The organism is Gracilibacillus caseinilyticus (assembly GCF_022919115.1).
GTDB classification, from domain to species: domain Bacteria; phylum Bacillota; class Bacilli; order Bacillales; family Amphibacillaceae; genus Gracilibacillus; species Gracilibacillus caseinilyticus.
In genome coordinates, this window is sequence record NZ_CP095072.1 from 3,898,003 (window position 1) to 3,921,501 (window position 23,499).

The 23,499-nt window shown below is 38.9% G+C and carries 17 protein-coding genes; 9 read left to right on the plus strand and 8 right to left on the minus strand.

The features are described 5' to 3' along the window. Window positions 1–5 precede the first annotated feature (5 nt). From cobA to nirB (MUN88_RS18745), 3 genes are all read right to left on the minus strand, one after another. Complete coding sequence (gene cobA, locus MUN88_RS18735) at window positions 6–782, minus strand: uroporphyrinogen-III C-methyltransferase (RefSeq protein WP_244718038.1); 777 nt, start codon at window positions 780–782, stop codon at window positions 6–8. Between the two features lie 404 nt (window positions 783–1,186). Then, the gene (nirD, locus tag MUN88_RS18740) at window positions 1,187–1,516 is read right to left on the minus strand and encodes a nitrite reductase small subunit NirD (protein ID WP_244718040.1); all 330 of its coding nucleotides are present in this window, start codon (window positions 1,514–1,516) and stop codon (window positions 1,187–1,189) included. A gap of 17 nt (window positions 1,517–1,533) precedes the next feature. Continuing rightward, window positions 1,534–3,933, minus strand: coding sequence for a nitrite reductase large subunit NirB (gene nirB / locus MUN88_RS18745; RefSeq protein WP_244718042.1), 2,400 nt, complete (start codon window positions 3,931–3,933; stop codon window positions 1,534–1,536). 236 nt (window positions 3,934–4,169) lie between these two features. Here nirB (MUN88_RS18745) and nirB (MUN88_RS18750) point away from each other — a divergent pair, with 236 nt between their 5' ends. The 4 genes from nirB (MUN88_RS18750) to MUN88_RS18765 all read left to right on the plus strand — a co-directional run bounded on the left by nirB (MUN88_RS18750) (window position 4,170) and on the right by MUN88_RS18765 (window position 11,820). After that, a complete protein-coding gene (gene nirB / locus MUN88_RS18750; RefSeq protein WP_244718044.1) occupies window positions 4,170–6,506 on the plus strand; it encodes a nitrite reductase large subunit NirB in 2,337 nt (778 codons plus the stop codon). A gap of 29 nt (window positions 6,507–6,535) precedes the next feature. Continuing rightward, a complete protein-coding gene (nasC, locus tag MUN88_RS18755) occupies window positions 6,536–8,674 on the plus strand; it encodes an assimilatory nitrate reductase catalytic subunit NasC (RefSeq protein WP_244718046.1) in 2,139 nt (712 codons plus the stop codon). A 63-nt stretch (window positions 8,675–8,737) separates the two neighbouring features. Then, window positions 8,738–10,177 (plus strand): MFS transporter, encoded by a 1,440-nt coding sequence (locus MUN88_RS18760; protein ID WP_244718048.1) that lies wholly within the window; start codon window positions 8,738–8,740, stop codon window positions 10,175–10,177. A 191-nt stretch (window positions 10,178–10,368) separates the two neighbouring features. Beyond that, window positions 10,369–11,820, plus strand: a complete 1,452-nt coding sequence (locus tag MUN88_RS18765) for a NarK family nitrate/nitrite MFS transporter (protein ID WP_244718050.1) — start codon at window positions 10,369–10,371, stop codon at window positions 11,818–11,820. A 581-nt stretch (window positions 11,821–12,401) separates the two neighbouring features. Here the strand turns inward: MUN88_RS18765 and MUN88_RS18770 are convergent. Continuing rightward, on the minus strand, window positions 12,402–12,629 hold the full coding sequence (locus tag MUN88_RS18770) for a hypothetical protein (RefSeq protein WP_244718052.1): 228 nt from the start codon (window positions 12,627–12,629) through the stop codon (window positions 12,402–12,404). A 226-nt stretch (window positions 12,630–12,855) separates the two neighbouring features. Here MUN88_RS18770 and MUN88_RS18775 point away from each other — a divergent pair, with 226 nt between their 5' ends. From MUN88_RS18775 to MUN88_RS18790, 4 genes are read left to right on the plus strand one after another with little or no spacing between them, the layout of a single operon-like run. Continuing rightward, window positions 12,856–13,986, plus strand: coding sequence for an ABC transporter ATP-binding protein (locus tag MUN88_RS18775; protein WP_244718054.1), 1,131 nt, complete (start codon window positions 12,856–12,858; stop codon window positions 13,984–13,986). Continuing rightward, window positions 13,983–14,909 carry a carbohydrate ABC transporter permease gene (locus MUN88_RS18780; RefSeq protein WP_244718056.1) on the plus strand — a complete coding sequence of 309 codons (927 nt, stop codon included), beginning with the start codon at window positions 13,983–13,985 and terminating at the stop codon, window positions 14,907–14,909. Before MUN88_RS18775 ends, MUN88_RS18780 begins: the two co-directional genes overlap by 4 nt. Then, window positions 14,906–15,718, plus strand: coding sequence for a carbohydrate ABC transporter permease (locus MUN88_RS18785; RefSeq protein WP_244718058.1), 813 nt, complete (start codon window positions 14,906–14,908; stop codon window positions 15,716–15,718). The genes MUN88_RS18780 and MUN88_RS18785 overlap by 4 nt, the downstream gene beginning before the upstream one ends. Window positions 15,719–15,736: 18 nt before the next feature. Next, on the plus strand, window positions 15,737–17,137 hold the full coding sequence (locus MUN88_RS18790; RefSeq protein WP_244718060.1) for an ABC transporter substrate-binding protein: 1,401 nt from the start codon (window positions 15,737–15,739) through the stop codon (window positions 17,135–17,137). An 899-nt stretch (window positions 17,138–18,036) separates the two neighbouring features. On the opposite strand, the gene MUN88_RS18795 is transcribed toward MUN88_RS18790, so the two are convergent. From MUN88_RS18795 to MUN88_RS18810, 4 genes are all read right to left on the minus strand, one after another. Beyond that, on the minus strand, window positions 18,037–18,966 hold the full coding sequence (locus MUN88_RS18795; RefSeq protein ID WP_244718062.1) for an aldo/keto reductase: 930 nt from the start codon (window positions 18,964–18,966) through the stop codon (window positions 18,037–18,039). Window positions 18,967–18,979: 13 nt separating this feature from the next. Continuing rightward, window positions 18,980–19,954 carry a 2-hydroxyacid dehydrogenase gene (locus tag MUN88_RS18800; RefSeq protein WP_244718064.1) on the minus strand — a complete coding sequence of 325 codons (975 nt, stop codon included), beginning with the start codon at window positions 19,952–19,954 and terminating at the stop codon, window positions 18,980–18,982. A 584-nt stretch (window positions 19,955–20,538) separates the two neighbouring features. Next, complete coding sequence (locus MUN88_RS18805) at window positions 20,539–21,351, minus strand: pyruvate, water dikinase regulatory protein (protein WP_244718066.1); 813 nt, start codon at window positions 21,349–21,351, stop codon at window positions 20,539–20,541. 20 nt (window positions 21,352–21,371) lie between these two features. After that, window positions 21,372–22,007, minus strand: coding sequence for a helix-turn-helix transcriptional regulator (locus tag MUN88_RS18810; protein ID WP_369809900.1), 636 nt, complete (start codon window positions 22,005–22,007; stop codon window positions 21,372–21,374). 247 nt (window positions 22,008–22,254) lie between these two features. Here MUN88_RS18810 and MUN88_RS18815 point away from each other — a divergent pair, with 247 nt between their 5' ends. Next, window positions 22,255–23,490, plus strand: a complete 1,236-nt coding sequence (locus MUN88_RS18815) for an MFS transporter (protein ID WP_244718068.1) — start codon at window positions 22,255–22,257, stop codon at window positions 23,488–23,490. The last annotated feature ends 9 nt before the right edge of the window (window positions 23,491–23,499 follow it).

The following is a 23,499-nucleotide window of genomic DNA, read 5'->3' on the forward strand; positions in this document are numbered from 1 at the left end:
CACTCCTATAATGCAGTTGAAATTGGCTTTATCTCCTGAAAGCTTTCTTTTAAATATTGCAGCCTTTCACCAACTTTTACAACTTCTCCTATAACAATCATAGCAGGATTTTGTATTTGATGCTTTTCTACTTGCTGTATGATCGTTTGTAACGTACCGCATATCATCTTCTGATTAGCAGTCGTTCCTTCCTGGATTATTGCTATTGGTGTTGAGGCTGACAAACCATGGCTTATTAATTGTTCCGTAATATATCCGAGATTACTCATTCCCATGTATATCGCAATAGTATCAACGGATTTGGCGAGGTATTCCCATTTGATTTCAGATGGTTCGCCGTTTTTACAATGGCCGGTAACGACAGCAAAAGATCGTCCCAGTTCCCGATGAGTCACAGGGATGTCGGCATGTGCCGGTGCAGCAATACCCGCGGTTATCCCTGGCACAACTTCATAATGGATTCCGTTTTTGGCTAAAGCTTCCGCTTCTTCCGCACCTCTACCGAATACAAAAGGATCTCCTCCCTTTAATCGTACTACATTCTTCCCTTTCTTACCATATTTAATGAGTAAATGATTAATCGTATCTTGTTTCATCAAGTGTAATTTCGGTAACTTCCCGCAATAAATTAAATCTGCTTCCTCTTTCGCTTCTTTTAACAATTGTGGATTGACTAGACGATCATACAGAATGACATCTGCTTGCTGAATCGCTTTTAATGCTTTTACGGTGATTAAATCAGGATCTCCCGGACCTGCTCCAACCAGATAAACTTTCCCCATTTGTTATCCCCCTTTTTTAAGTTGCTCCCACCTATTTTTGCTATAAATATGATAGAAAGATACTGTGAAAATGTGATGTTTAGCTGTGAAATCATTTTGACATATTTTATGTGCTAAGATACCGAATGAAAGCAGGCTTTGCTTTCCGAGGCTGACCCACAGGACGCGGAGCATATTTCCGGAGCTTTGCTACGCACATAAAATATGTCAAAATAGCCAAATTGTTATACAACTCACTTTCACATCGACTGTAATTAGAGTATTTTTGCAATAAGTTACTTCGCAGCATTCTTTAAAGAAAAAGAAGAAAAGCCGAACATAACTTGAACCTTGATTGATGAGATTTCTTGTTATGTTTGGCTTTTATTTTGATAGAAACCTATTATCCCAGCCTCTTTCGCATTTTATTGATCTGTTATTTCAACGTACACTTTATTATCTTCTATTGTTGTTTTGTAGGTTTGAACACAGCCTTCATCCGGAGCTTGCACCAATCCATCTGATACATTAATTTTCCAGTCATGTAATGGACAGAATACGTGTTCTCCACTTACCATTCCTTCAGATAGTACGCCGCCTCGATGCGGGCATTTGTTTTCAATTGCTTTGACTTTACCGTTCGACAAACGAAATACTGCCAGTTCTTTATCATCAACCACTACTGCTTTACCAAGACTGACTGGTAAATCCTCATAATTGCCGATTAACACTTTACCTACCGTTCGTTGTTCCATTTTGATTCCCCCATCCGTTATTTAGCTGTTACTTTCTGATACAAGTCTTTTAAGGTTGTTTCACTTTCTAATACATGGCTCCATGGTTCTTGATAAACAGATAGCGCTTGATCCATTCTTGCATTTAATTCTGCACGTAATTGATCATCGTTGACAATCTCTTGAACATGTTCAATACCAACACGTTCGACATAGTGAGAAGTTCTTTCTAGGTAACTAGCATTTTCACGATAGTATTGTAGGAAAGCTGCCGTATATTCTAATACTTCCTGTTGAGTTTTTACTTTCACTAAGAGTTCCGCTTTTCGCAGATCGGTACCACCATTTCCACCGACATATACTTCCCATACACCATCTAACCCGACAACGCCTACATCTTTAATGCCACCTTCTGCACAGTTACGTGGACAGGCAGATACACCCATCTTTACTTTGTGTGGTGTGTTTAAACCTTCGAATTTTTTCTCTAACTGAATTCCCATCCCAGTAGAATCCTGTGTTCCGAATCGGCAAAACTCTGCGCCGACACATGTTTTTACGGTACGAACTGACTTTCCATATGCATATCCTGAAGGCATCCCCAAGTCTTTCCACACATCTGGAAGGTCCTCTTTTTTAACTCCCAGTAAGTCAATACGCTGACCACCTGTCAGTTTGATCATACCGACATCATATTTATCGGCAACATCAGCAATTGTCCGTAAATCCTCTGCATTTGTGACACCACCATACATTCTGGGAACGACGGAATAGGTTCCATCTTTTTGGATGTTGGCATGAAGTCTTTCATTGACAAAGCGGGACTCTCGTTCGTCTTCATGTTCTTGAGGATAAACCATTCCTAAATAATAGTTAAGCGCTGGTTTACATTTAGAGCAGCCTTCTTCTGTTTTCCATTCTAAGACGTTCATGACTTCCTTCGAATAGGTTAATCCTTTTTCCTTGATCTCTGCTACTACTTCATCTCGAGTTAAGTCTGTGCAAGCACAGATCGATTCTTTCGTATCTGCTTCATACTCATCACCAAGTGTATCCGTAAGTAAATCAGAAACAAGATTCTTACAAGTACCACAAGAACGAGATGCATTTGTTTTGCCTTTCACTTGCTCTACTGTTAATAAGCCATCGTTTTTAATCGCACTAACGATTGTGCCTTTGGATACACCGTTACAGCCACAAATAATTTCTTCATCACTCATGGCGGCGACAACACTTTCGCCATCATCACCTGCCTGTTGACTTTCAAGATACTCTTGGACATTGGCACCTTTTTTTATCAGACTCAGTAATTTTGTTCCTTCTTTTGTGTCACCGAAAAGAACCGCACCTGTTAATTTGTCATTCTGGACCAAAATTTTCTTATACGTATTTTGCCATTCATCAAATACTTTAATTGATTTTGTGTCTGCAGTCTCATTGATTAATCCGGTAGAGAAGACATCAACACCAGATACTTTAAGCTGTGTAGATAAAACAGATCCTTTATAGCCCTGATGGTTCATACCACATATTTGTTTTGCTAATGCTTGGCCTTGTTCATATAATGGAGCAACTAATCCATACACCATTTCTCGATGTTCGGCACATTCCCCTACTGCATAAATATTAGGAATATTCGTCTCCATATGGTCGTTAACGACGATCCCGCGATTGACTTCAACACCAGATTCCTGTGCCAACGCGATATTCGGTTTAATCCCGACCGCCATCACAACTAAATCAGCCGGAATTGCGCCACCATCTTTAAACTTCAATCCTGTTACTCTTTTTTTACCAGTAATTTCGGATGTTTGTTTTTCTAGATAAAAATTCATACCCTGTGATTCTAATTCTTTTTGCAGTAATTCCGCAGCTGCATGATCAAGCTGTCGTTCCATTAAATAATCAGCGATATGGATAACATCGACTTCCATGCCTAAATTCAGTAAGCCTCGCGCCGCTTCTAATCCTAATAAGCCACCGCCAATTACTGCAGCACGTTTGTAATTTTTAGAAGCATCAATCATTTTTTCACAATCTTCAATATCACGGAACGCTGTCACACCTTCTTTATCTGCACCTGGCAGTGGCAACATAAACGGGTTGGAACCTGTGGCAATAATTAGATGATCATAAGCTGTTTCTTTTCCTTTATCGGTATATACCACCTGTTTTTGTTTATCAATTTTTGTTACGGTTTCCCCTGGATAAAGTAAAATTCCATTGTCTTCATACCATTGCCATTCATTTAAGGTAATATCTTTAATTTCCGTATCCCCTTGCAATACTTTCGAAAGCTGTATCCGATTGTAATTCGGGTAAGGTTCTTTACCAAAGACCGTAATATCAAATTGGTCTGGTAATAACTGAAGAATTTCTTCGATTGCACGAATACCTGCCATCCCATTACCTATTAGTACTAGTTTTTTCTTTGCCATTTGTGAATCCCCCAATTTGGAAATTTATCTTAATCCCATCGTAATGCTATTAATTTCCACCTTCCATGAATTTGTTAAATTTTCTGACATATTATTTTGTGTATCCATAATACATCTTTTCTAAAAAGGTCGTTACATTTTCTTACATATACAAAGACATGTAATAAAATCTCATGATACGCTTCGTTTATCGATAAATCGTTCGTTGTAACGCAAAACTGGGGGGAACAATCGATATGAAAAAACAGAAGCTGGTCTTGATCGGCAACGGTATGGCAGGACTAAAGACGATCGAGCACCTGCTGCAAGAGAATACTTCCTTATACGAGATGACGATATTCGGTTCTGAACCATATACAAATTACAGTCGCATCATGTTATCTTCTGTATTGCAAGGAGATATAACTTTTGATGACATTACAATACATGATTGGAAATGGTACGAGGAAAACGAAATTACGTTATATCCGAATGAAACAGTTTTAGAGATTAATAGAAAAGAACAATTTGTTTATACAGATAAGAATAGAAAAGTAAATTATGATCGCCTGATAATCGCAACCGGATCAAATCCGTTTATATTACCTCTTCCTGGTGCGAATAAAGAAGGTGTAATGGCATTTCGTACAATAGATGATTGTAAACAGATGATAGAAGCAAGCAAAAAATATAAGAAAGCTGCCGTCATTGGAGGTGGATTATTAGGACTGGAAGCTGCTCGCGGACTTCTTAACCTGGGAATGGAAGTCGATGTCATCCATTTGGCTGATCAACTGTTAAATAATCAATTGGATCAGACCGCAGGAATAATGCTGAAAAAGGAACTTGAAGTACAAGGTATGCAATTTTTGTTAGGAAAAGACACTGCAGAAATCTATGGTGATGCACGAGCAGAAGGACTGCGTTTTAAAGATGGTACGTCGATTGAGGCTGACTTAGTGATCATGGCAGTGGGTATAAAACCAAATATCTCACTCGCTAAAGAGACCGGTTTAGAAATCAACCGCGGAATAGTCGTCGATCAATATTTACAAACAAACGATGAACATATCTACGCAGTTGGGGAATGTGCGGAACACAACGGTATCGTATATGGACTGGTTAAACCGTTATATGAGCAGGCTGATATCCTGGCAAAACAGTTAACGAAAAAAGCAGGAGTATATCAAGGTTCTACTGTCTATACACAATTAAAAATTTCTGGTATTGATTTGTTCTCTGTCGGTCAAATCAAAGATACAGAACAAACGAAATCAATCTTTGGATATGACGAAATTAATGGCACCTATCAAAAAGTGTTATTTGAGCAGGATAAAGCAGTTGGTGCTGTATTATATGGGGATACTTCATTAAGTGGAAGTTTGTTGGATATCATCTGGAAACGGAAGTATATACCAGATCATCAAAAACCCTCCCTTCTACAGCCGGTCAACATCAATGAATCATACGCAGCGACATTGCCACGAAATGAAAATGTCTGTACATGTAACAGTGTTTCGAAATCGTGCATTATCGAACAAGTCGTTTCTAAAGATCTACAAACTGTAGAGGATGTCAAATCCTGTACGAAAGCGTCCAGCTCATGCGGCGGATGTAAACCTGTCGTTCAGGAGTTACTAGATTATATCCATAGTGATTATTTCCATGAAACCGTACAAGATAATCGTTTCTGTACTTGCACACCACTTACCGAAGATGAAATTGTAAGCGAAATTCAGTACAAAAAACTGACTTCCTTGTCAATGATATTTCAGGAGTTAGCGTGGAACAATGCAACTGGATGTTCTACATGTCTGCCGGCCTTAAACTATTATCTTGAAATGATTTATCCGCAGAATTTTATGAATAATCAGATCTTTTATTTAGATCCAAAAACAAATGCCATTTTAGAAACAGATGGTACGTATACGATTATTCCACAAACTTATGGGGGGATTATTCACACAAACGACCTTCATCAAGTCAGTAAACTATTACGTCATTATCAACTAGATAATATTTATATCACAACTGAACAACGCTTGAAAATTTGTCATATTCCAGAGGAGCATCTTCTCCCGCTTTGCCGTGAGCTAAATATGCTGCTTCATGGCTATACAAATTATTCCATAAAGAGTATTGCAATACCCGAGAGTAGTTGTCAATGCAATAAGCTACAACAAATCAATCTAGCCACCCAGCTTGAAAAACAGACGGAGTTCGTTAATCTGCCTTATCAGGTGACGATAAAACTATTCTGTTGCAGAGAGGAATTGGACCGACAGTATTTTGATTTAGCCATCCTACAAACCAAAAACAGCTGGGATTTGATTACGCAGAAGGATATGCAACAACAGATTCTTTACGCTACAGACACTGCAGAAGAAATGACATTAATTCTGTTAGCGTTAATTCAATATTATCGTCAATCAGGCAACTTTCAAGAGAACCTGTTGCAATGGATTGAACGTGCAGGTCCCGTGCATATTCGAGAAGTATTATTAAACAGAGAATTTCACGAGATGTTGTGTTCTAACTTACAGCATGATCAAACAAAACGAAAACAAATGCTTGTGCGAAATCTTCAACCATAAAGAGATTGGGTTAGAAAGGGGACAGTTCTATGACAGAACTAATGCTTAAATATTTTCGCGATAAACAGCAAAAAGTGCAAACAGAAAGTATTTATGACACACAATGCCCATATTGCAGTATGCAATGCAAAATGCAACTGATCGAACAACGGGTAATTACAAGAAAAAAACATAAAACCATCGGAAAGGATAATCCCACATCACAGGGCCGACTTTGCGTGAAAGGTATGAATGCTCATCAGCATGCGCTCCATCACGACCGGTTAAAAAAACCACTTCACAAGGTAAATGGTGTATTTGAACCGATTAGCTGGGAGCAAGCCTACCAAATTATCGCTGAACAATTTACAAAGATTCAGCAAGAAGACGGAAAAGATGCATTATCGGTCTATGGAAGCGCCTCTATCACCAATGAAGAAGCATACTTACTCGGTAAATTCGCCCGGGTTGCATTAGAGACAAAGCATATCGACTACAATGGCAGACTATGTATGGCTTCCGCTGCAACAGCGGCCAATATGAGTTTCGGTGTAGATCGTGGTTTTACAAATTCATTGCAAGAGGTACCTCACACCAGATGCATCATCTTAGCTGGCACCAATATAGCTGAATGCCAGCCTACCATTATGCCTTACTTTGAAAAAGCAAAGGAAAATGGCGCATTTATCATTGCGATTGATCCACGGGAAACAAGTACAACCAAATTAGCCGATTTACACATTAAAAATAAACCTGGAACAGATGTCTATATTGCCAATGCTGTTATGAAAATTCTAATCGATTTAGACTTATTGGATCATGCATTTATTCAGGAAAGAACAGAAGACTTCCACGTAGTTCAAGACTATGTGAATACACTCCAATTAGATAAATTAGCCGATAGTGCTGGCGTATCATTGGATGACTTGTACCAAATGGCGCTTGTGTTCGGGCGCGAATCATCTGGAATGGTTTTTACAGCTCGTGGTATTGAACAACAAATTAATGGTACCGATACAGTGCGCGCCTTCTTAAATCTTCTACTTGCAACAGGCAAAATTGGTAAACCCTATTCCGGCTACGGTGCAATCACAGGCCAAGGAAATGGACAAGGCGCACGGGAGCATGGCCAAAAAGCAGACCAGTTACCAGGCTATCGGTTAATCGAGAATGAACAGGATCGGCAATACATCGCCAATGTATGGGGGGTTACAGCAGAACAATTGCCTCGTAAGGGAGTTTCCGCCTATGAAATGTTTGAGCGTATCATAGATGGTGAGATTACCAGTATGTTCGTCATGTGTTCCAATCCCGTTGTTTCTAATCCTAACGCCAACCTTATTAAAAAAGCCCTGAAACAGTTAAAGTTTTTAGTGGTAACGGATCTGTTTCTCTCTGAAACTGCGAAGTTAGCGGATCTAGTATTACCTGCCACTTCCTATTTAGAAGATGAAGGTACTTTAACGAACGTCGAAGGACGTGTCCTATTACGCGAAGCCAGTTATCCTATCCAAGGAGAAGCCAAGCATGATTGGCAAATTCTTTGTGAAATAGCAAGTATATTAGGAAAGAAGCAATATTTTGATTTCGAAAATGCAGAAGCAATCTTTGAGGAGCTGCGTATCGCAAGCAAAGGCGGTAAAGCAGATTATTCTGGCATAACCTATCAGCGTTTAAGACAGGAGAAAGGAATCCTTTGGCCCTGCCCTGATACCAGGCACAAAGGAACAGAGCGCTTGTTTGAAGAATCATTTGCTCATCCAAATGGAAAAGCAAAAATGGTAGCTATTCCTTGTCAAAGCAAACAATTGAAGCCCGTACCGACTGAACAATATCCATTGTTTTTAACAACTGGCAGAGTAATGAGTCACTATTTAACTGGTGAACAAACGAGAAAAAGTCCTTCACTTGCGGCTCGTGATTTCGAGGCATTTGTAGAAATACATCCAGATACTGCAGCTAAATATAGTATTCAACCTAACTCACTTGTTCGGATCACATCTGAACAAGGATGGATCGTTGTCAGAAGCAGATATTCTTCTACCATTCGCCAAGACACTGTTTTCGTTCCATTTCATTGGACAGAAGATCAAAATGTAAATCGACTTGTGGCCGATCAACTGGATCCCTATTGTAAAATGCCCGGGTTTAAAATGAATGTCGTCCGACTCAGCCCGATAGATGGCTAACAGAGATGACTAATATATATCACCTCTATATACCAACACTCACCGTTATAAAGGAGTAATACGATGACTAGTATAAATCAGGATTATCAAGGTCAGAAACAGATGCTGACAATTGCTACAATAGCCTTTTTTATCAGTGTTATGGTTTGGTTCAATATGGCACCTTTCCAGTCTTCGATTCAAGATCAACTTTCGCTTACAAAAGATGAAATAGGTGCATTGATGATTGTTAACCTGGCATTAAGTATCCCAGGAAGAATCATTTTTGGACGATTAGTTGATCGATATGGGCCAAAGAAAGTATTTTCTATATTCTTAATCATAATGAGTATGCCCTGCTTTCTATTTGCGATCGGTACATCTTATATTCAGCTGCTTATCTCCAGATTGATCTTAGGTACTATTGGTGCCAGCTTTGTGATCGGAATCAGAATGGTATCTGAATGGTATCCAAATCATCAATCCGGTCTGGCGCAAGGTATCTATGCAGGGTGGGGGAATTTTGGTTCTTCTTTTGCAGCACTTACTCTCCCCTCTCTTGCTTTGTTTTTCGGAGGAGATAACGGCTGGCGCTATGCAATATTTATCACTGGTCTTCTTGCGTTAATCTATGGCTTGTTTTTCCATTTCAAAGCTAAAGATACACCTGAATGGAAAACATTTCATTATACGAATACAGCCAATCCTATAAAAGCAACCAGTTCGACTGACCTTGTTTTCCTCATGTTGTTAAACTTTCCTGTATATGGCGGGTTTGCTATTTTAATCTGGACACTGGAAAATACATCGGTATTACCATCAAATCTGGCCAAAATACTATACGGAGGCATTGCCGTATTTTATATCTTCAACATGCGAAAAAGATGGAAAGAGAACCAAGTATATTTACAAAAAAAGATACCCTCTAAAGAGAAGTTTTCCATGAAGAATGTTGCTATATTAAGCTTAGGTTATTTCTCAACATTCGGCTCCGAATTAGCGATTATTTCAATGCTGCCAATGTTTTTCCAGGAAACATTTGCGATCACCACAGTCTTTGCAGCAGCGATTGCCTCCAGCTTTGCTTTTACTAACCTTATTGCTCGTCCTGCTGGTGGCTGGCTGAGTGATCGATTCGGACGGAAAAAAGTAACATTGCTGCTATTAGCTGTACTTACCTGTCTCTATCTATTAATGACGTTAATTAATAGCAGTTGGCCAATATTCTTAGCATTAATGATTACAGTTTGTTGCTCGTTTGTAAGTCAAGCTGCTTCTGGGGCCATATTCTCGATGGTCTCTCATGTCAAACAAAATCAAACCGGTCAAATTGCTGGTATGGTTGGTGCATACGGAAATATTGGGTCACTATGCTTTTTAGCAGTACTCAATTTGTTTTTTCCATCCATGTTTTTTATAGTTATATCATTTGTGTTACTAGTCTGTTTTTGTTCTACAACACAATTACATTTGCAAAGCAAACCAGCCTCAATCAAAAAATCGATTAACGCAAAAGCGCTTTAATTATCACATGTATGTCTCTGCTGTTTTTCTGCCAGAGACTTATTCGTGTTTTCTTGTTATATTTTCTTACATTGTTTTTGAGAAAACAGGATAATAATGATATTTCCATGTTAGATAACTTCACGACTTGGTTGTTTATTACTTCCAGTCTTTTATAATGAAACCATCACAAACCATAGGAGGTTATTTAAGTGAAAACAGGATATCAAGGAAACATTAAAACACTTGGCTTTACTACACTCGCATTCTTTATTACTTTTGTCGTCTGGTTTAATATGGCTCCATTTATGTCTACATTAAAGCAACAATTTGGTTTAACGAATGACGAGGTGGCATTGCTGACTGTAGCTAACGTCACCCTAACTATTCCCGCACGTTACTTAATTGGAATGTTCGTTGATCGTTTTGGTCCTAAAAGAGTATTTTCAAGTTTACTAATAATTTTAAGTATTCCCTGTTTTGCCTTTGCCCTTTCTACTAGCTTTACACAATTGATGATTTCTCGAATATTTTTAGCACTGATTGGTGCAGGTTTTGTCATTGGAATTCGTCTGGTATCAGAATGGTTTTCAACAAAAAGTGTCGGATTTGCAGAAGGTATTTATGGAGGCTGGGGTAACTTCGGTTCTGCCGCAGCATCGATGACATTGCCAGCACTCGCATTGTTATTTGGTGGAGAAGATGGCTGGAGATATGCGATCGCTCTTACTGGTATTATCAGCTTAGTCTACGGCTTTCTGTTCATGAAAATTGTCGAAGATACACCTGAAGGGATCACGTATCGCAAACCGAAAAAGAGCGGCGCGCTAGAAGTAACCAGTTATCGTGATTTAACAGGTCTTATGTTCATGAGTATTCCCCTTTTCGGTATCTTAATTTTTCAAAGCTATCGTTTATGGAATTTAGATTTTATCAGTTTACAAGTGATGATAGTTATTATCGTGGCATTAGTCGCCTTGTTCTTTTATAATTTATCAAAGATTTGGAGTGTGAATAAAGAGCATCTGGAACAAGGAGTACCTGAGAAAGAAAAGTATTCCTTCAAACAGGTAGCAATCCTTAATTTTGCTTATTTCTGTACGTTTGGCTCGGAGCTAGCTGTTGTATCGATGTTACCATTATTTTTCGAAGAAACCTTTTCATTGGGCGTTGCACAGGCTGGTCTAATAGCAGGGAGCTTTGCATTCATGAACCTGATGTCACGTCCAAGTGGAGGCTGGTTTAGTGACAAATTCGGCCGTAAAAAATCATTGATGATCTTTATCGGTGGTTTAGCTGTAGGTTATATGGGCATGGCGCTGATCGGTTCCGGTTGGCCAATTTGGGTGGCTGTAGTCGTAACAATGGGATGTTCTTTCTTTGTGCAGGCCGGCGAAGGTGCTGTGTTTGCTATGGTACCGACGATTAAAAAGTCGGTAACTGGTCAAATATCTGGTATGGTTGGTGCATACGGAAATATTGGCTCAGTTGTATTCTTAACCATTTTCAGCATGGTAAGCCCAAGTCTATTCTTTATTCTAATCGGCTTGTCCGCTGTCATTTGCTTTATCTGTATGTTCTTCCTTGAAGAGCCGGCGAAAGAAACAACGACCGAAACCTTAAAACAGCCGAAAGCAAAAGCAGGAAACGTAGCAACGTTTTAAGTTTCATCCAGGCTGGGACCAAAGATTTCTAGCCAAATAAAAGCCGAACATAACTCGAATCCTGATCAAACAAGATTCATGCAATGTTCGGCTTTTTTCTTATGCTGTAAAAATGAACTGCGAAGTAATTTCTAACAAAAATACTCTAATTACAGTCGATGTGAAAGAGAGTTGTATAACAATTTGGCTATTTTGACATATTTTATGTGCGTAGCAAGCTCGACAACGATAGGAACAGCTAGAAACCGTGATGCTAATATGCATCATTAGCATCACGTATGGACACTGGAGAATACACTCAATATTTCACCTCTTACGTCTGTTGTAGAGCTTAAACATTAGCGCAGGCCATCCAAGTAGACTCCCGCGGGACGCGAAGTAGTTGGCCGGAGCGGTATCTTAGCATATAAAATATGTCAAAATGGTCCCAACGCTAATTAACGTGAATTCTCACACCAAATCGTCATTACTTCGCAGTATTCTTCTACCTCGCATCACTTGTAATTCAGAACAGTACTTAATTATAGTTTGATTGTTCGTTTTCTAGCATACACACTTCTGCCACGCCACAGTCCCTTTCACTATATTTCCAGCGCAGGACTTAATATTACTTGCCACCAGATTAACAAACTTATTACGATTGCAATGAAAACGATTAAACTCTTTACTGCATATGGAAATCTGTTCGGAATAAATGTTAAGGATAATCCACTAATAAGTCCAGCTACCGCCATATAAATGACAGCATATATGAGCATCCCCAAGAAATTATCTACAGGAAGCGCCATTGATTCTCTGATCATACCCATTCTTACACCTCATTATAAAATACAATTTTCGGCTGTGTTCTTCACCAATACTATCATACAATATTTTTCTTATTATGAAAGTATTTTTTTATTTTTTCATGAATAATGTAAATCTTTGTTAAAAATTGTATATTTTATTTAACAGCAGCTTTATACCCTCTTCACACTCTCCTATTATAATCGGCTGTGGAATACTAGTCTAGCAATGATTAAAAGGAGAATGAATATGTACGCTGTCGAACTAAAACATGTGGACAAGAGCTATGACAAAAAACAGCTAGTCGTTAATGATGTAAGTGTCACCATCGAACCTGGTGAATTCTTTGTGCTAGTCGGGCCTTCAGGCTGTGGGAAAAGTACGCTATTACGTATGATAGCAGGACTAGAAGAATTAAGTGCAGGCTCCCTTCTTATTGATGGAAAACGTGCTGATCATTTACCGCCCAGCAAAAGAGAACTGTCCATGGTATTTCAAAATTATGCCTTGTATCCGCACATGACAGTAGCTGATAATATCACATTCGGTCTGGATGTGAAAAAAATACGAAAAAAAGAACGTAAAGAAAAATGTGATGAAATAGCAGCAATGTTAGGCTTAACCGATTTTCTTAAAAGGAAACCAAGACATTTATCCGGTGGTCAACGGCAGCGCGTTGCACTAGCTAGAGCAATCATTACGAACTCCCCCATTTGTCTGATGGACGAGCCTTTGTCCAATCTGGATGCAAAATTAAGAGCCTATATGCGAGCGGAGATCAGAGAACTACAAAGAAAACTAGGAATGACATTAATTTATGTCACTCATGATCAAATAGAAGCAATGACAATGGGCGATCGCATTATGGTATTAAATGAAGGAACGATACAACAAATTGGAAGACCTATTGACGTGTATAACACACCAGCAAATCCTTTTGTTGCAAAATTCATCGGTTCTCCCCCGATGAATATAACGAATGGCATCTTAGATTCTTCTACCTCACGCATCCACATCAATGATCAATCACATTTACCCTTTGATTCTAAACAGATACTAAACTCGACTTCTAATAAAGTTATCGTAGGAATTAGACCTGAACAGTTAACACGATATGACGAAACAGAGACAAATAGCGTGCCAATTACCGTTACGATTGATCATTACGAAATTCTCGGCACTGAAACATTACTTAAGTTTAACTGGAACAATGAAACTTGGTATGCCAAATGGTACGGACAGTGGGACGTTCAAATCGGTCAGTCTTTGACATTAGCACTTGACTGTCAATCTGTTTGTATTTATGACAGTATAACTGGTCGACTGATTAAAAAACCTGAGACTGTCCAGCATCAGGATGTAAGTGAGGAGATTGTATGAAGCAATCAGCAGAAATACAAGTTGCCACTGTCCCACAAGCAGTAACGAAAAAAAGATTGGTATACTGGCGAAGCGCTATTTGGTATTTGTTACCTTCCATTATTTTATTTAGTCTGTTCTTATTTTATCCATTGGCTAAAACATTCTATTTGAGTTTCTTCCTGACCGATCGGCAAGGTCTCGCCAATGTATTTGTTGGACTTGAAAATTATCAATACATATTACAAGCTGAAAGCTTTCACAAAAGTATAATAGCCACTTTATTATTCGTGTTTTATACAGTCCCGACAGGTGTATTGATCTCTTTGTTCCTAGCATTACTAACGAACGAAAAGTTAAAAGGCATCGGATTCTTTCGGACCATTTTCGCATCTACGATGGGAATATCTGTTGCTGCATCGGCTGTTGTATGGCTATTTATTTTTCACCCAAGTATGGGGATCCTTAATCAACTTATCACAGCAGTTGGTGGACAATCGGTGGAATGGTTATTAAACCCTGACTGGGCACTTGTTTCTGTTTCCGTCACCACGATCTGGATGAATATCGGTTTCTCTTTTTTAATATTACTAGGTGGTTTGCAAAATATTGATAATCACTTATATGAAAGCGCAAGGATTGCTGGTGCTGGCTACTTCTATCAGCTGCGCAGAATTACGATTCCGATGCTGTCGCCTACCCTGTTTTTCGTTGTTACGGTGTCATTAATTAATGCCTTTCAAACATTTGGCCAGGTTGACATTTTGACTCAGGGCGGCCCATCAGAATCTACCAATCTGATCGTCTATTCGATTTATCGAGAAGCTTTTGTCAATTACCAATTCGGAACAGCAAGTGCTCAGTCTATCTTTCTTTTCTTATGTATCCTGATTGTTACGATTTTACAATTTACATTTGGAGAAAGGAAGGTTCATTACCAATGAGTCGTCTACAAGTAACCGTCACCTATTTACTCTTATTACTATCAAGCATTCTGATCTTTTTTCCAATTCTTTATGCTTTCTTTATCAGTTTTATGTCCGGTGCTGAACTTTTGCAAGGTAGTATTTGGCCACAATCCTTTCATTTTGAAAATTACCAAAAAGCCTTCGACCATTTACCATTAGCACATTATTTATGGAACAGCTTCTTTGTTTCAACCGTTGTGATGCTTGGTCAGCTTGTGGTAAGTGCTTTGGCGGCTTTCGCCTTTGTCTTTATTCCTTTCAAAGGAAGATCTTTTGTGTTCTTTCTATTTATTTCGACGATGATGATTCCATGGGAAGCAACAATGATACCAAATTTTCTAACCATCCAGCATTTTGACTGGATCAATCGCTATGAAGGGTTAACTATACCTTTTTTTGCAATTGCATTCGGTACCTTTCTTCTTAGACAACACTTTCTTACTATTCCAACAGAATTAAAAGAAGCCAGTGATATTGCCGGACTGCGATCATTTACATTTTTCTGTAAAGTCGTCGTTCCTTACTGTCGCACTTCTTTTGTTACGTTGGGCACTTATGGTTTTCTTACCACCTGGAACATGTACTTGTGGCCGTTACTCGTAACCAATAATGATGAAGTAAGAACGGTACAGATTGGCTTAAAGCAACTGCAAACACAGGAAATGGCGACAGATTGGGGGGTGGTGATGGCTGGTGTAATGATTGTAATAATTCCGACACTAATTTTGTTGTTTTTAGGACAGAAACAATTGCAAAAAGGCCTCGCTCAAGGAGCTCTAAAATAATGAAAGGGGAAGTTTATAATGAAAAAAAATCTATTATTCTTACTTATGATGCTCATACTTATTTTTGTAACTGCCTGTTCCAATCAAGCCAACGGAAAAGAACCAACAGATAAATCTGCAGAGGGGCAAACCTCGGATAATGCCAATGCTGAAACAGATGAAACTGCTGAGGTACCAGAAGAAAAAGTTGAAGCGGTTTTTTGGCATGCCATGTCTGGTGGCGGTCAGGAATCAATTGAAGCAATTGTAGACAATTTTAATAATTCACAGGATAAATATACGATTATTCCTGAGTTTCAAGGATCGTATGAGGAGGCTCTAACGAAATTCAGAAGCGTTGGTGGAACAGAAGATGCACCTGCGATTATTCAAACTTTTGAAGTAGGGACAAAATATATGATAGACAGTGGCTTCATTGAACCTGTACAATCCTTTATCGATGAAGAAAACTATGATATTAAACAGTTAGAAGAGAATATTTTAAATTACTATACGGTGGATGATCAATTATATTCGATGCCCTTTAACTCTTCCACCCCAGTCATGCTTTATAATAAAGATGCGTTTAAAGAAGCAGGGGTAGACCCTGAAAATCCACCGCAAACATTTGCAGAAATAAAAGAGGCTGCAGAAGACTTGACAGTGAAAGATGGTGAAAATACGGAGCGATATGGTTTCTCCATTCTCAATTATGGATGGTTTATCGAAGAGCTTATTGCCACACAAGGCGGACTGTTTGTAAACAATGATAATGGTCGAGCAGAATCCGCAACAGAAGCTGTATTTAATGGTCAAGAAGGACAGCGAGTCTTTCAATTAATTGATGAAATGAACCAAGCAGGCACTTACGGAAATTTTGGTTCTAATTGGGATGATATTCGGGCAGCTTTCCAAACAGGGAAAACAGCGATGTATTTGGATTCCTCTGCGGGCGTATCAGCCACTGTAGAGAATGCGCCATTTGATGTGGGAGTAGCATATATTCCTTACTCAGAAGAAGCAGAACGTAATGGCGTTATCATCGGTGGTGCCTCTCTTTGGATGACAAACAGTATCGATAAGGAAAAACAAAAAGCAGCATGGGAATTCATGAAATTCTTGCAAACTCCTGAGAGTCAGGCAAAATGGCATTTAGACACAGGTTACTTTGCCATTAATCCGGCTGCATATGAAGAAGAAATAGTTCAAGAAAAGTGGGCAGAATTTCCGCAGCTAAAAGTAACCGTAGACCAATTGCAAGAAACTAAGCCATCCGTTGCCACGCAAGGTGCGTTAAGTTCGGTCTTTCCAGAGGCGAGACAACAAGTAGTGACAGCTATGGAAAATGTATTACAAGGAACAGATCCGAAAGAAGCGTTAGATAAAGCGGCAGAAGAAACAAATCGCGTAATCGAACAAGCAAACCGCGCCAATCAGTAAAATGAATCTTCCAATTTGTATTGAGTGACATACGTATGATTAAGTTCGCAACAATAACAGGACCGGGTAACACAACCCGGTCCTGTTATTGTATTGACACTTTTAGCATTACACTATTTTCTGCAACTTTTTGGAAAAACACGAACATCTCTAAACAATATTCGAGTTATGTTAAGATTTTCTATTGTGCTGTATCTATAAACTGCGCAGTAACAAAATAGTGCTCTTAAACCTTGAGACCATTTTGAAATGTTCTTAGTGTTATGATATCGCTCCGTCCAACCACTCCACGTCCTGTGGGGCACGGCTGAAGCTAACTTTGTAAAGAAGAACGCTTCACAAAGTGGATCTTCAGCACCTGCACGTCCCACGGGAGTCTACGTGGTTGGCCTACGCTATGGTTTTGCTCTACAACTAATAACACAGCTAGTATTTTGAGCGGTGTCCTTTAGTGTCTATACCTCATCTTTAATATGGATAATGCCTAGCACCCCTGCTTTTAGCTGTTCCATGCGTTGTAGCACTTCCTTAAGCGTAGGAAATAGGCGGAGACTCCCGTGGAATCAGCGCGAGCTGAAGATCCACTTTTGAAAGAAAAGAATTTTCTTTCAAAAGTTAGCTGAAGCCGTGCCCACAGGACGCGGAGCCTATTTCCGGAACTTTGCTAAGCACAGTAAAAATGTCATAATCACCAAATGGAAATAAAATTTTACAGCATTAGATAGATTCTTACTTAGGATAAAATATGATACATAGCCAGAGTCTCTTTCCTTCGCAGTATGTTTCTACTGCGTATTGTCTGTAATTAGAACAGCGCCTATCTATTTCCGGGTTGTTCGTTTTTTAGGATGCATAATTCAGTTATGTCCTCTTCTCTTATTTCGCCTTATCATAATACTTTACCGGTATATCTGATCAATCGCATTATATTCTTTGTCCGTTAATGCGACATCTAATGTGTTGAGATTCGCTTTTACTTGATCGGGTTTTTTAGCACCAGGGATGATCGTGTCGATTGCTGGATGGTTTAAATACCATGCCAGTACAAGGTGCGCTACCTCTACCCCTTTATTGTTGGCTATTCCTTTCAGTTGATCCACTCGTTCTAATTCCCTTTCAAATCGTTTCCCTTTAAACTGATCCATATTTTGTCTAAGATCATTAAAGCGTGTATCTTTAGTATATTTACCTGCTAACAAGCCAGCTGCAAGTGGAAAGTAAGGAACAAATGAAATGGATTTTTCCTGAACATATGGGAATAAGTCTTCTTCTGCTTTTCGATTAATTAAATTATATTCACCTTGATAAACATCGACATAGCCATCTTGATTGGCTTCTTGCAGTTGATCTCGGGAAAAATTAGAAACTCCAATTGATCGGATCTTCCCTTGTTCCTTCAGCTCCTGCAACGCACCTACCGCTTCATATTTAGGCGTGTCTTCATCAGGAAAATGGATATAAAACAGATCAATATAATCTGTTTTTAACCGCTTCAAGCTATCATCTACCGTTTGCTGTAAGAAGGCAGGTGAATTATCGTTAGCAATATCGTCTCCTTCGTAACGATGACTGCCTTTTGTCGCAACGATCATCTCATTTCTTTTTCCTGTCTCTTGTAATACTTCGCCAATTAATTCTTCCGATCTTCCTAATCCATAAATAAAGGCTGTATCAAGAAAGTCCATTCCTTGATTTATTGCCGTTCTAATTAATTCTTTTCCCGTTTCTTCATTCAAGTTTGGATAAAGATTGTGACCGCCAACAGCATTTGTACCGAGTCCTACAGGATTCACTTGTAAATCTGTTGCACCAATTTGTACTTTTTTCATGAAAATACCTCCATTATGATTGGTTTAGTTCTTTAATAATAGCTTCTGCTGTTTCACCGTGTAATGCTTGGAGCATATTTTTGGCAGCAAAAAATTTCATTTCCTCGCGTGTTTCGGACGTTGCAGAACCGATATGAGGTAAAGTAACTACTTGTTTCATCTTTAACAATGGATTGGCTGAATCAATGGGCTCTTGTTCAAATACATCTAAACCTGCTCCTGCAATTTCATTATTCTCTAACGCTTCAATTAATGCTTGTTCATCCACGACAGCCCCTCTTGCTGCATTAATAAAGTGACTAGTGCTCTTCATTTTGCTAAATGCTGCTTTATCGATTAAGTGATATGTCTCATCTGTTAATGGTGTCATAAGCAAGATAAAATCAGAACTTTTCAGCAATTCGTCCATCGATTGATATTCGATTTGCCATTCGTCTTCAACATCTTTTTTACGGGAACGATTATAGTAACTGACATCCATCTGGAAGCCCAGCTTTGCTCTTCTCGCAACCTTTTCTCCTATTCGCCCCATTCCGATAATACCTAATTTTTTGTGGTGAACATTCTGGCCAAACAATGGTTGTCCAACAGATTGATCCCATTGTCCTTGTTTAACATATTGGTCTAATTCTGGTATTCGTCGGGCACTGCTTAAAATTAATCCAAATATTAAATCTGCTACTGTTTCGTCTAATACATAAGGAGTATGTGTTGCGATAATTTGATGACGTTGTAACGCGTCTACATCAAAATTGTCGTAACCGACGGAAATATTACTGACCACTTCCAGTTGCGTTGCCTGTTCTAGCAATTCATCGTCTATTGCATCTTTGGCTGTAATTAACCCATGATAGTTTCCAATTTCCTTCAACAGCTGCTCTCTTGGCATCTGTTCATTATTATTCCAACAATCAAGTTCTACGTGCTCTTCTAAATATTGTTTGACACTATCAGGTATCGGCTCTGTGACTAACACTCTCTTCTTCATATGATCCTCCTATTGTAGCAATCTATTTTAATTGTAGCATGAGTTATTTTAATATTCGAAAAATGTGTTTATGTGAGGTTAAGAAGATTCCCTGATCAAAATCCGAATCTCCAATCACCGTCAGAAATTGATCATAAATCGTTCTGGCTTTTTAGTTTGATAATATAAATTATGTCTCTTTTTGAAATGTTTTTAGTTGTAGGATACCGCTCCAGCCAACCACTTCGCGTCCAGTGGGGCACGGCTGAAGATCCACTTCTCTGTGCCTGTCTCTATAAGTATCGCTTCGAAATGAGCTTCCTCGGTATAAAGCAGCAATGAAGTAGTCCAAGTAGTAGCCTAGCTGAAGAGCCTTGTCCCACAGGACGCAGAGCATATTTCCGGAGCTTTGTTAAATATCTAGAAATATCATAATACCCAAATCGGCAGACAGCTTCAGTTTACATAATCTATATTAACGGTATTACTAATACATTATTTCAAAGTACTTTGGGTGAATATGTACAATTACTTTATTGATAATAACTACACTTTAATTACACATAAAAAAGCAGTCCACTAATGTAAGGACTGCTTTTTCGCTTTTATTGCTGTTCCGATCTGAGTTCGATAATAACTCCTGCTGTTTCTTCGATTGATTTATCCGACACATTAATGACCGGACATCCGAGTCGTTCCATTAATGCATTGGCTGTTTTCAATTCTCGTTTTATTTGATCCATTGATGCGTATTTCGATTGTGCTGGTAAGCCTAATGTTTTTAATCGTTCCGTTCTGATTTTCAACAAATGTCCTGGATCGATGGTTAAACCAATGATCATTCTATCAGATGGTTTGAATAATTCCTCTGGCGATTCCATGTCAGGTAATATCGGAAGATTTGCTGTTTTGATTCCTTTATGTGCCAGAAAAATGCTAAGAGGTGTTTTCGAGGTTCTTGAAACACCAATCAATACCACATCAGCAGATAGAAGTCCCTTTACATCCTTGCCATCATCGTATTTCACAGCGAACTCGACTGCTTCAATCCGCTTAAAATATTCTTCATCCAAAACTTGGCGCTGGCCCGGCTCCGGCTTTGGATTATCATTGAACGTATCAATATATGCCTGCATCATCGGGCCCATCACATCAACCGCACGGATATCGTAACGAATTGCCTCCTGCTGCATTTTTGCTCGCAATTCTGGCTGAACAAGCGTATACGCTATGAAGCTTTTCTTCTCGCGCACTTCCTGGATAATCGCTTCAATTTCTTCTTCTGTCTGTATATGACTGTACCTTTTCATATCCACCTTATTTTGTGTGAATTGTCTGATCGTTGCTCTGACCACTGCTTCAGCGGTCTCTCCTACTGCATCCGAACATATATAAACAACAGAATGGTTATTTGTCATTACGAAGACTCCCCCTTGCGTTATGCTTCTGATCCCATCTCAATTAAAGCTTTGACTATATTTGTTTTGGTAATGCGACCAATTACTTTCAATGCCTGGCTATTCTCTGCAGATTTAACGACTGGTAAACTGTCCACTTCATAATAGACCATCATTTGTGCCGCTTCAAACGCTGTTTTCTCCGGCTCAATCGTATAGACCTTTGGCTGTTTGGTCATCACAAGCTGTACAGGCATTGATGCTGCCTGTGCGTTACCTAAAGTAACTTTCAACAGATCTTTTCGTGAGACAATGCCTTCTAATTCATTTTGATCATTGACCACCATTAGTGTTCCAACATCCTCAAGAAAAAGACTAATCACTGCATCATTGACTGTCGTCGTTCCCTTAACAGTAATTGCTACCCCTTGGATATCTTTGACAAACGTTTGATTCCAAATATCCTGTTGTTTTTGTTTTTGCATATTTTTGGATAAATAATAGCCTACCTTTGGTTTTGCTTCGATTTGTCCCGTCATCACTAATACGGCCAAATCAGAACGAAGTGTACCTTTGCTGACACCAAGCATTTCTGCAATTTGCTCTGCTGTGATCGGTTCATGTTTCGATAAAATATTCATTATTTCTTTTTGCCTTTTAGTAAAATCGATCATCATTTTCCTCCTGCTTTCGCACCAAAACGTCCAATTTCATGTATAAAAATATCATAACATATTTTGTACACAAGCGAGTAAAGCAATTCCTAAAAACTCGGCCACATTCCAAAACAAAGCCATTTCTACACTTATTTTATTCGGTGATTTACATTATCGGGAGAAATTCAAATTATCTGTAAAGCAGGTTACAAAATGCAGATAATATTATATGATATAAAGGAACGCTTACATAAGGAGTTTTATACATATGCCATTTAAAACGAAAACGACTTATTACATGTTACTTTTCGTTATTTTTGGAGGGTATCTTATATTTGGTGTCTCTGAAAATATTAAAGGTCCAGCATTACCTGAAATGCAAAGCGAATTAGTACTTAGTGATGGTACGCTAGGGTTATTGTTAGCGATTAACTCTTTCGGCTTTTTACTTGCATGCACGTACTCTTCATGGTTGATTGCCAAAATCGGTACTAAAGTAACGAGCATCTTAACCTTTCTATTAATGGCGATTTCCGGAGTTTGTATCTTTTATTCCACTAACTTTGCCTCGTTAGTTGGAGCATATTTTTTACTCTACATTGGGAATGGTATGCTTGAAATCAGTTTAGCGATTATCGCTGCTCGTTTGTTTACAAAAAACACAGGTACCATGTTGAATTTGTCTCATTTCTTTTATGGACTTGGTTCGACAGTGGCGCCAATAATTGCTGCCCAAATGATGGGATGGGAATGGAATGCAACAGAACTAGGCTGGCGCGGTATGTATATGATTATGCTAGCACTTTCTGTATTACCGATTATCCCAGTGATCTTGAGCAAATTTCCTGAAGAAGAAACGGAAGAGACGGAAGACCAAACCTCTTTCAAAAAATTAATGAAAGACCCGATTGCCTGGCTGATCGTATTTGCTCTAACCATGGGTGTCACGACTGAGTTAGGAATTGCCGCCTGGTTAGTCAACTACTTAGTGAAAGTGAGTGACTGGGGCATTTCGGCGGCGTCCAGCATGCTTTCTATCTTTTTCTTTTCTTTCATGTTGGCACGTTTGTTATTAGGGCCTGTCACAGATAAATTTGGATATGCCCGATCGATTATTGTGTTCTCCATTTTCGCCGGCGTATTCAGTCTTATTCCGATCTTTGCAGGTGGTTCAACCGCCATTTTGTTCGCTATTGCTGGATTCGGTGTTGGCCCGATATATCCAACTATGATGGCGCTTCTTGCCAAGAAATACACTAAGGGCACCGATTCTGCGATTACTTTTACCGTTGTGATGGTCGGTATCGGTGGTGTTATAACAAATTTATTAATTGGATATATTATTGAAGGCGTGACGCAGTTATCTTTTGGTACTACCCTGAAAGAGAGTAACCAGATCGGTATGCAAGCAGGATATGTCTTCATTGCCATTACAGCAATATTTTGCGCATGGGCAACCTATGAAATTCATCGAAGGTTGAAAAAAGCAGGCAATGTACTATAAAATTTCTGG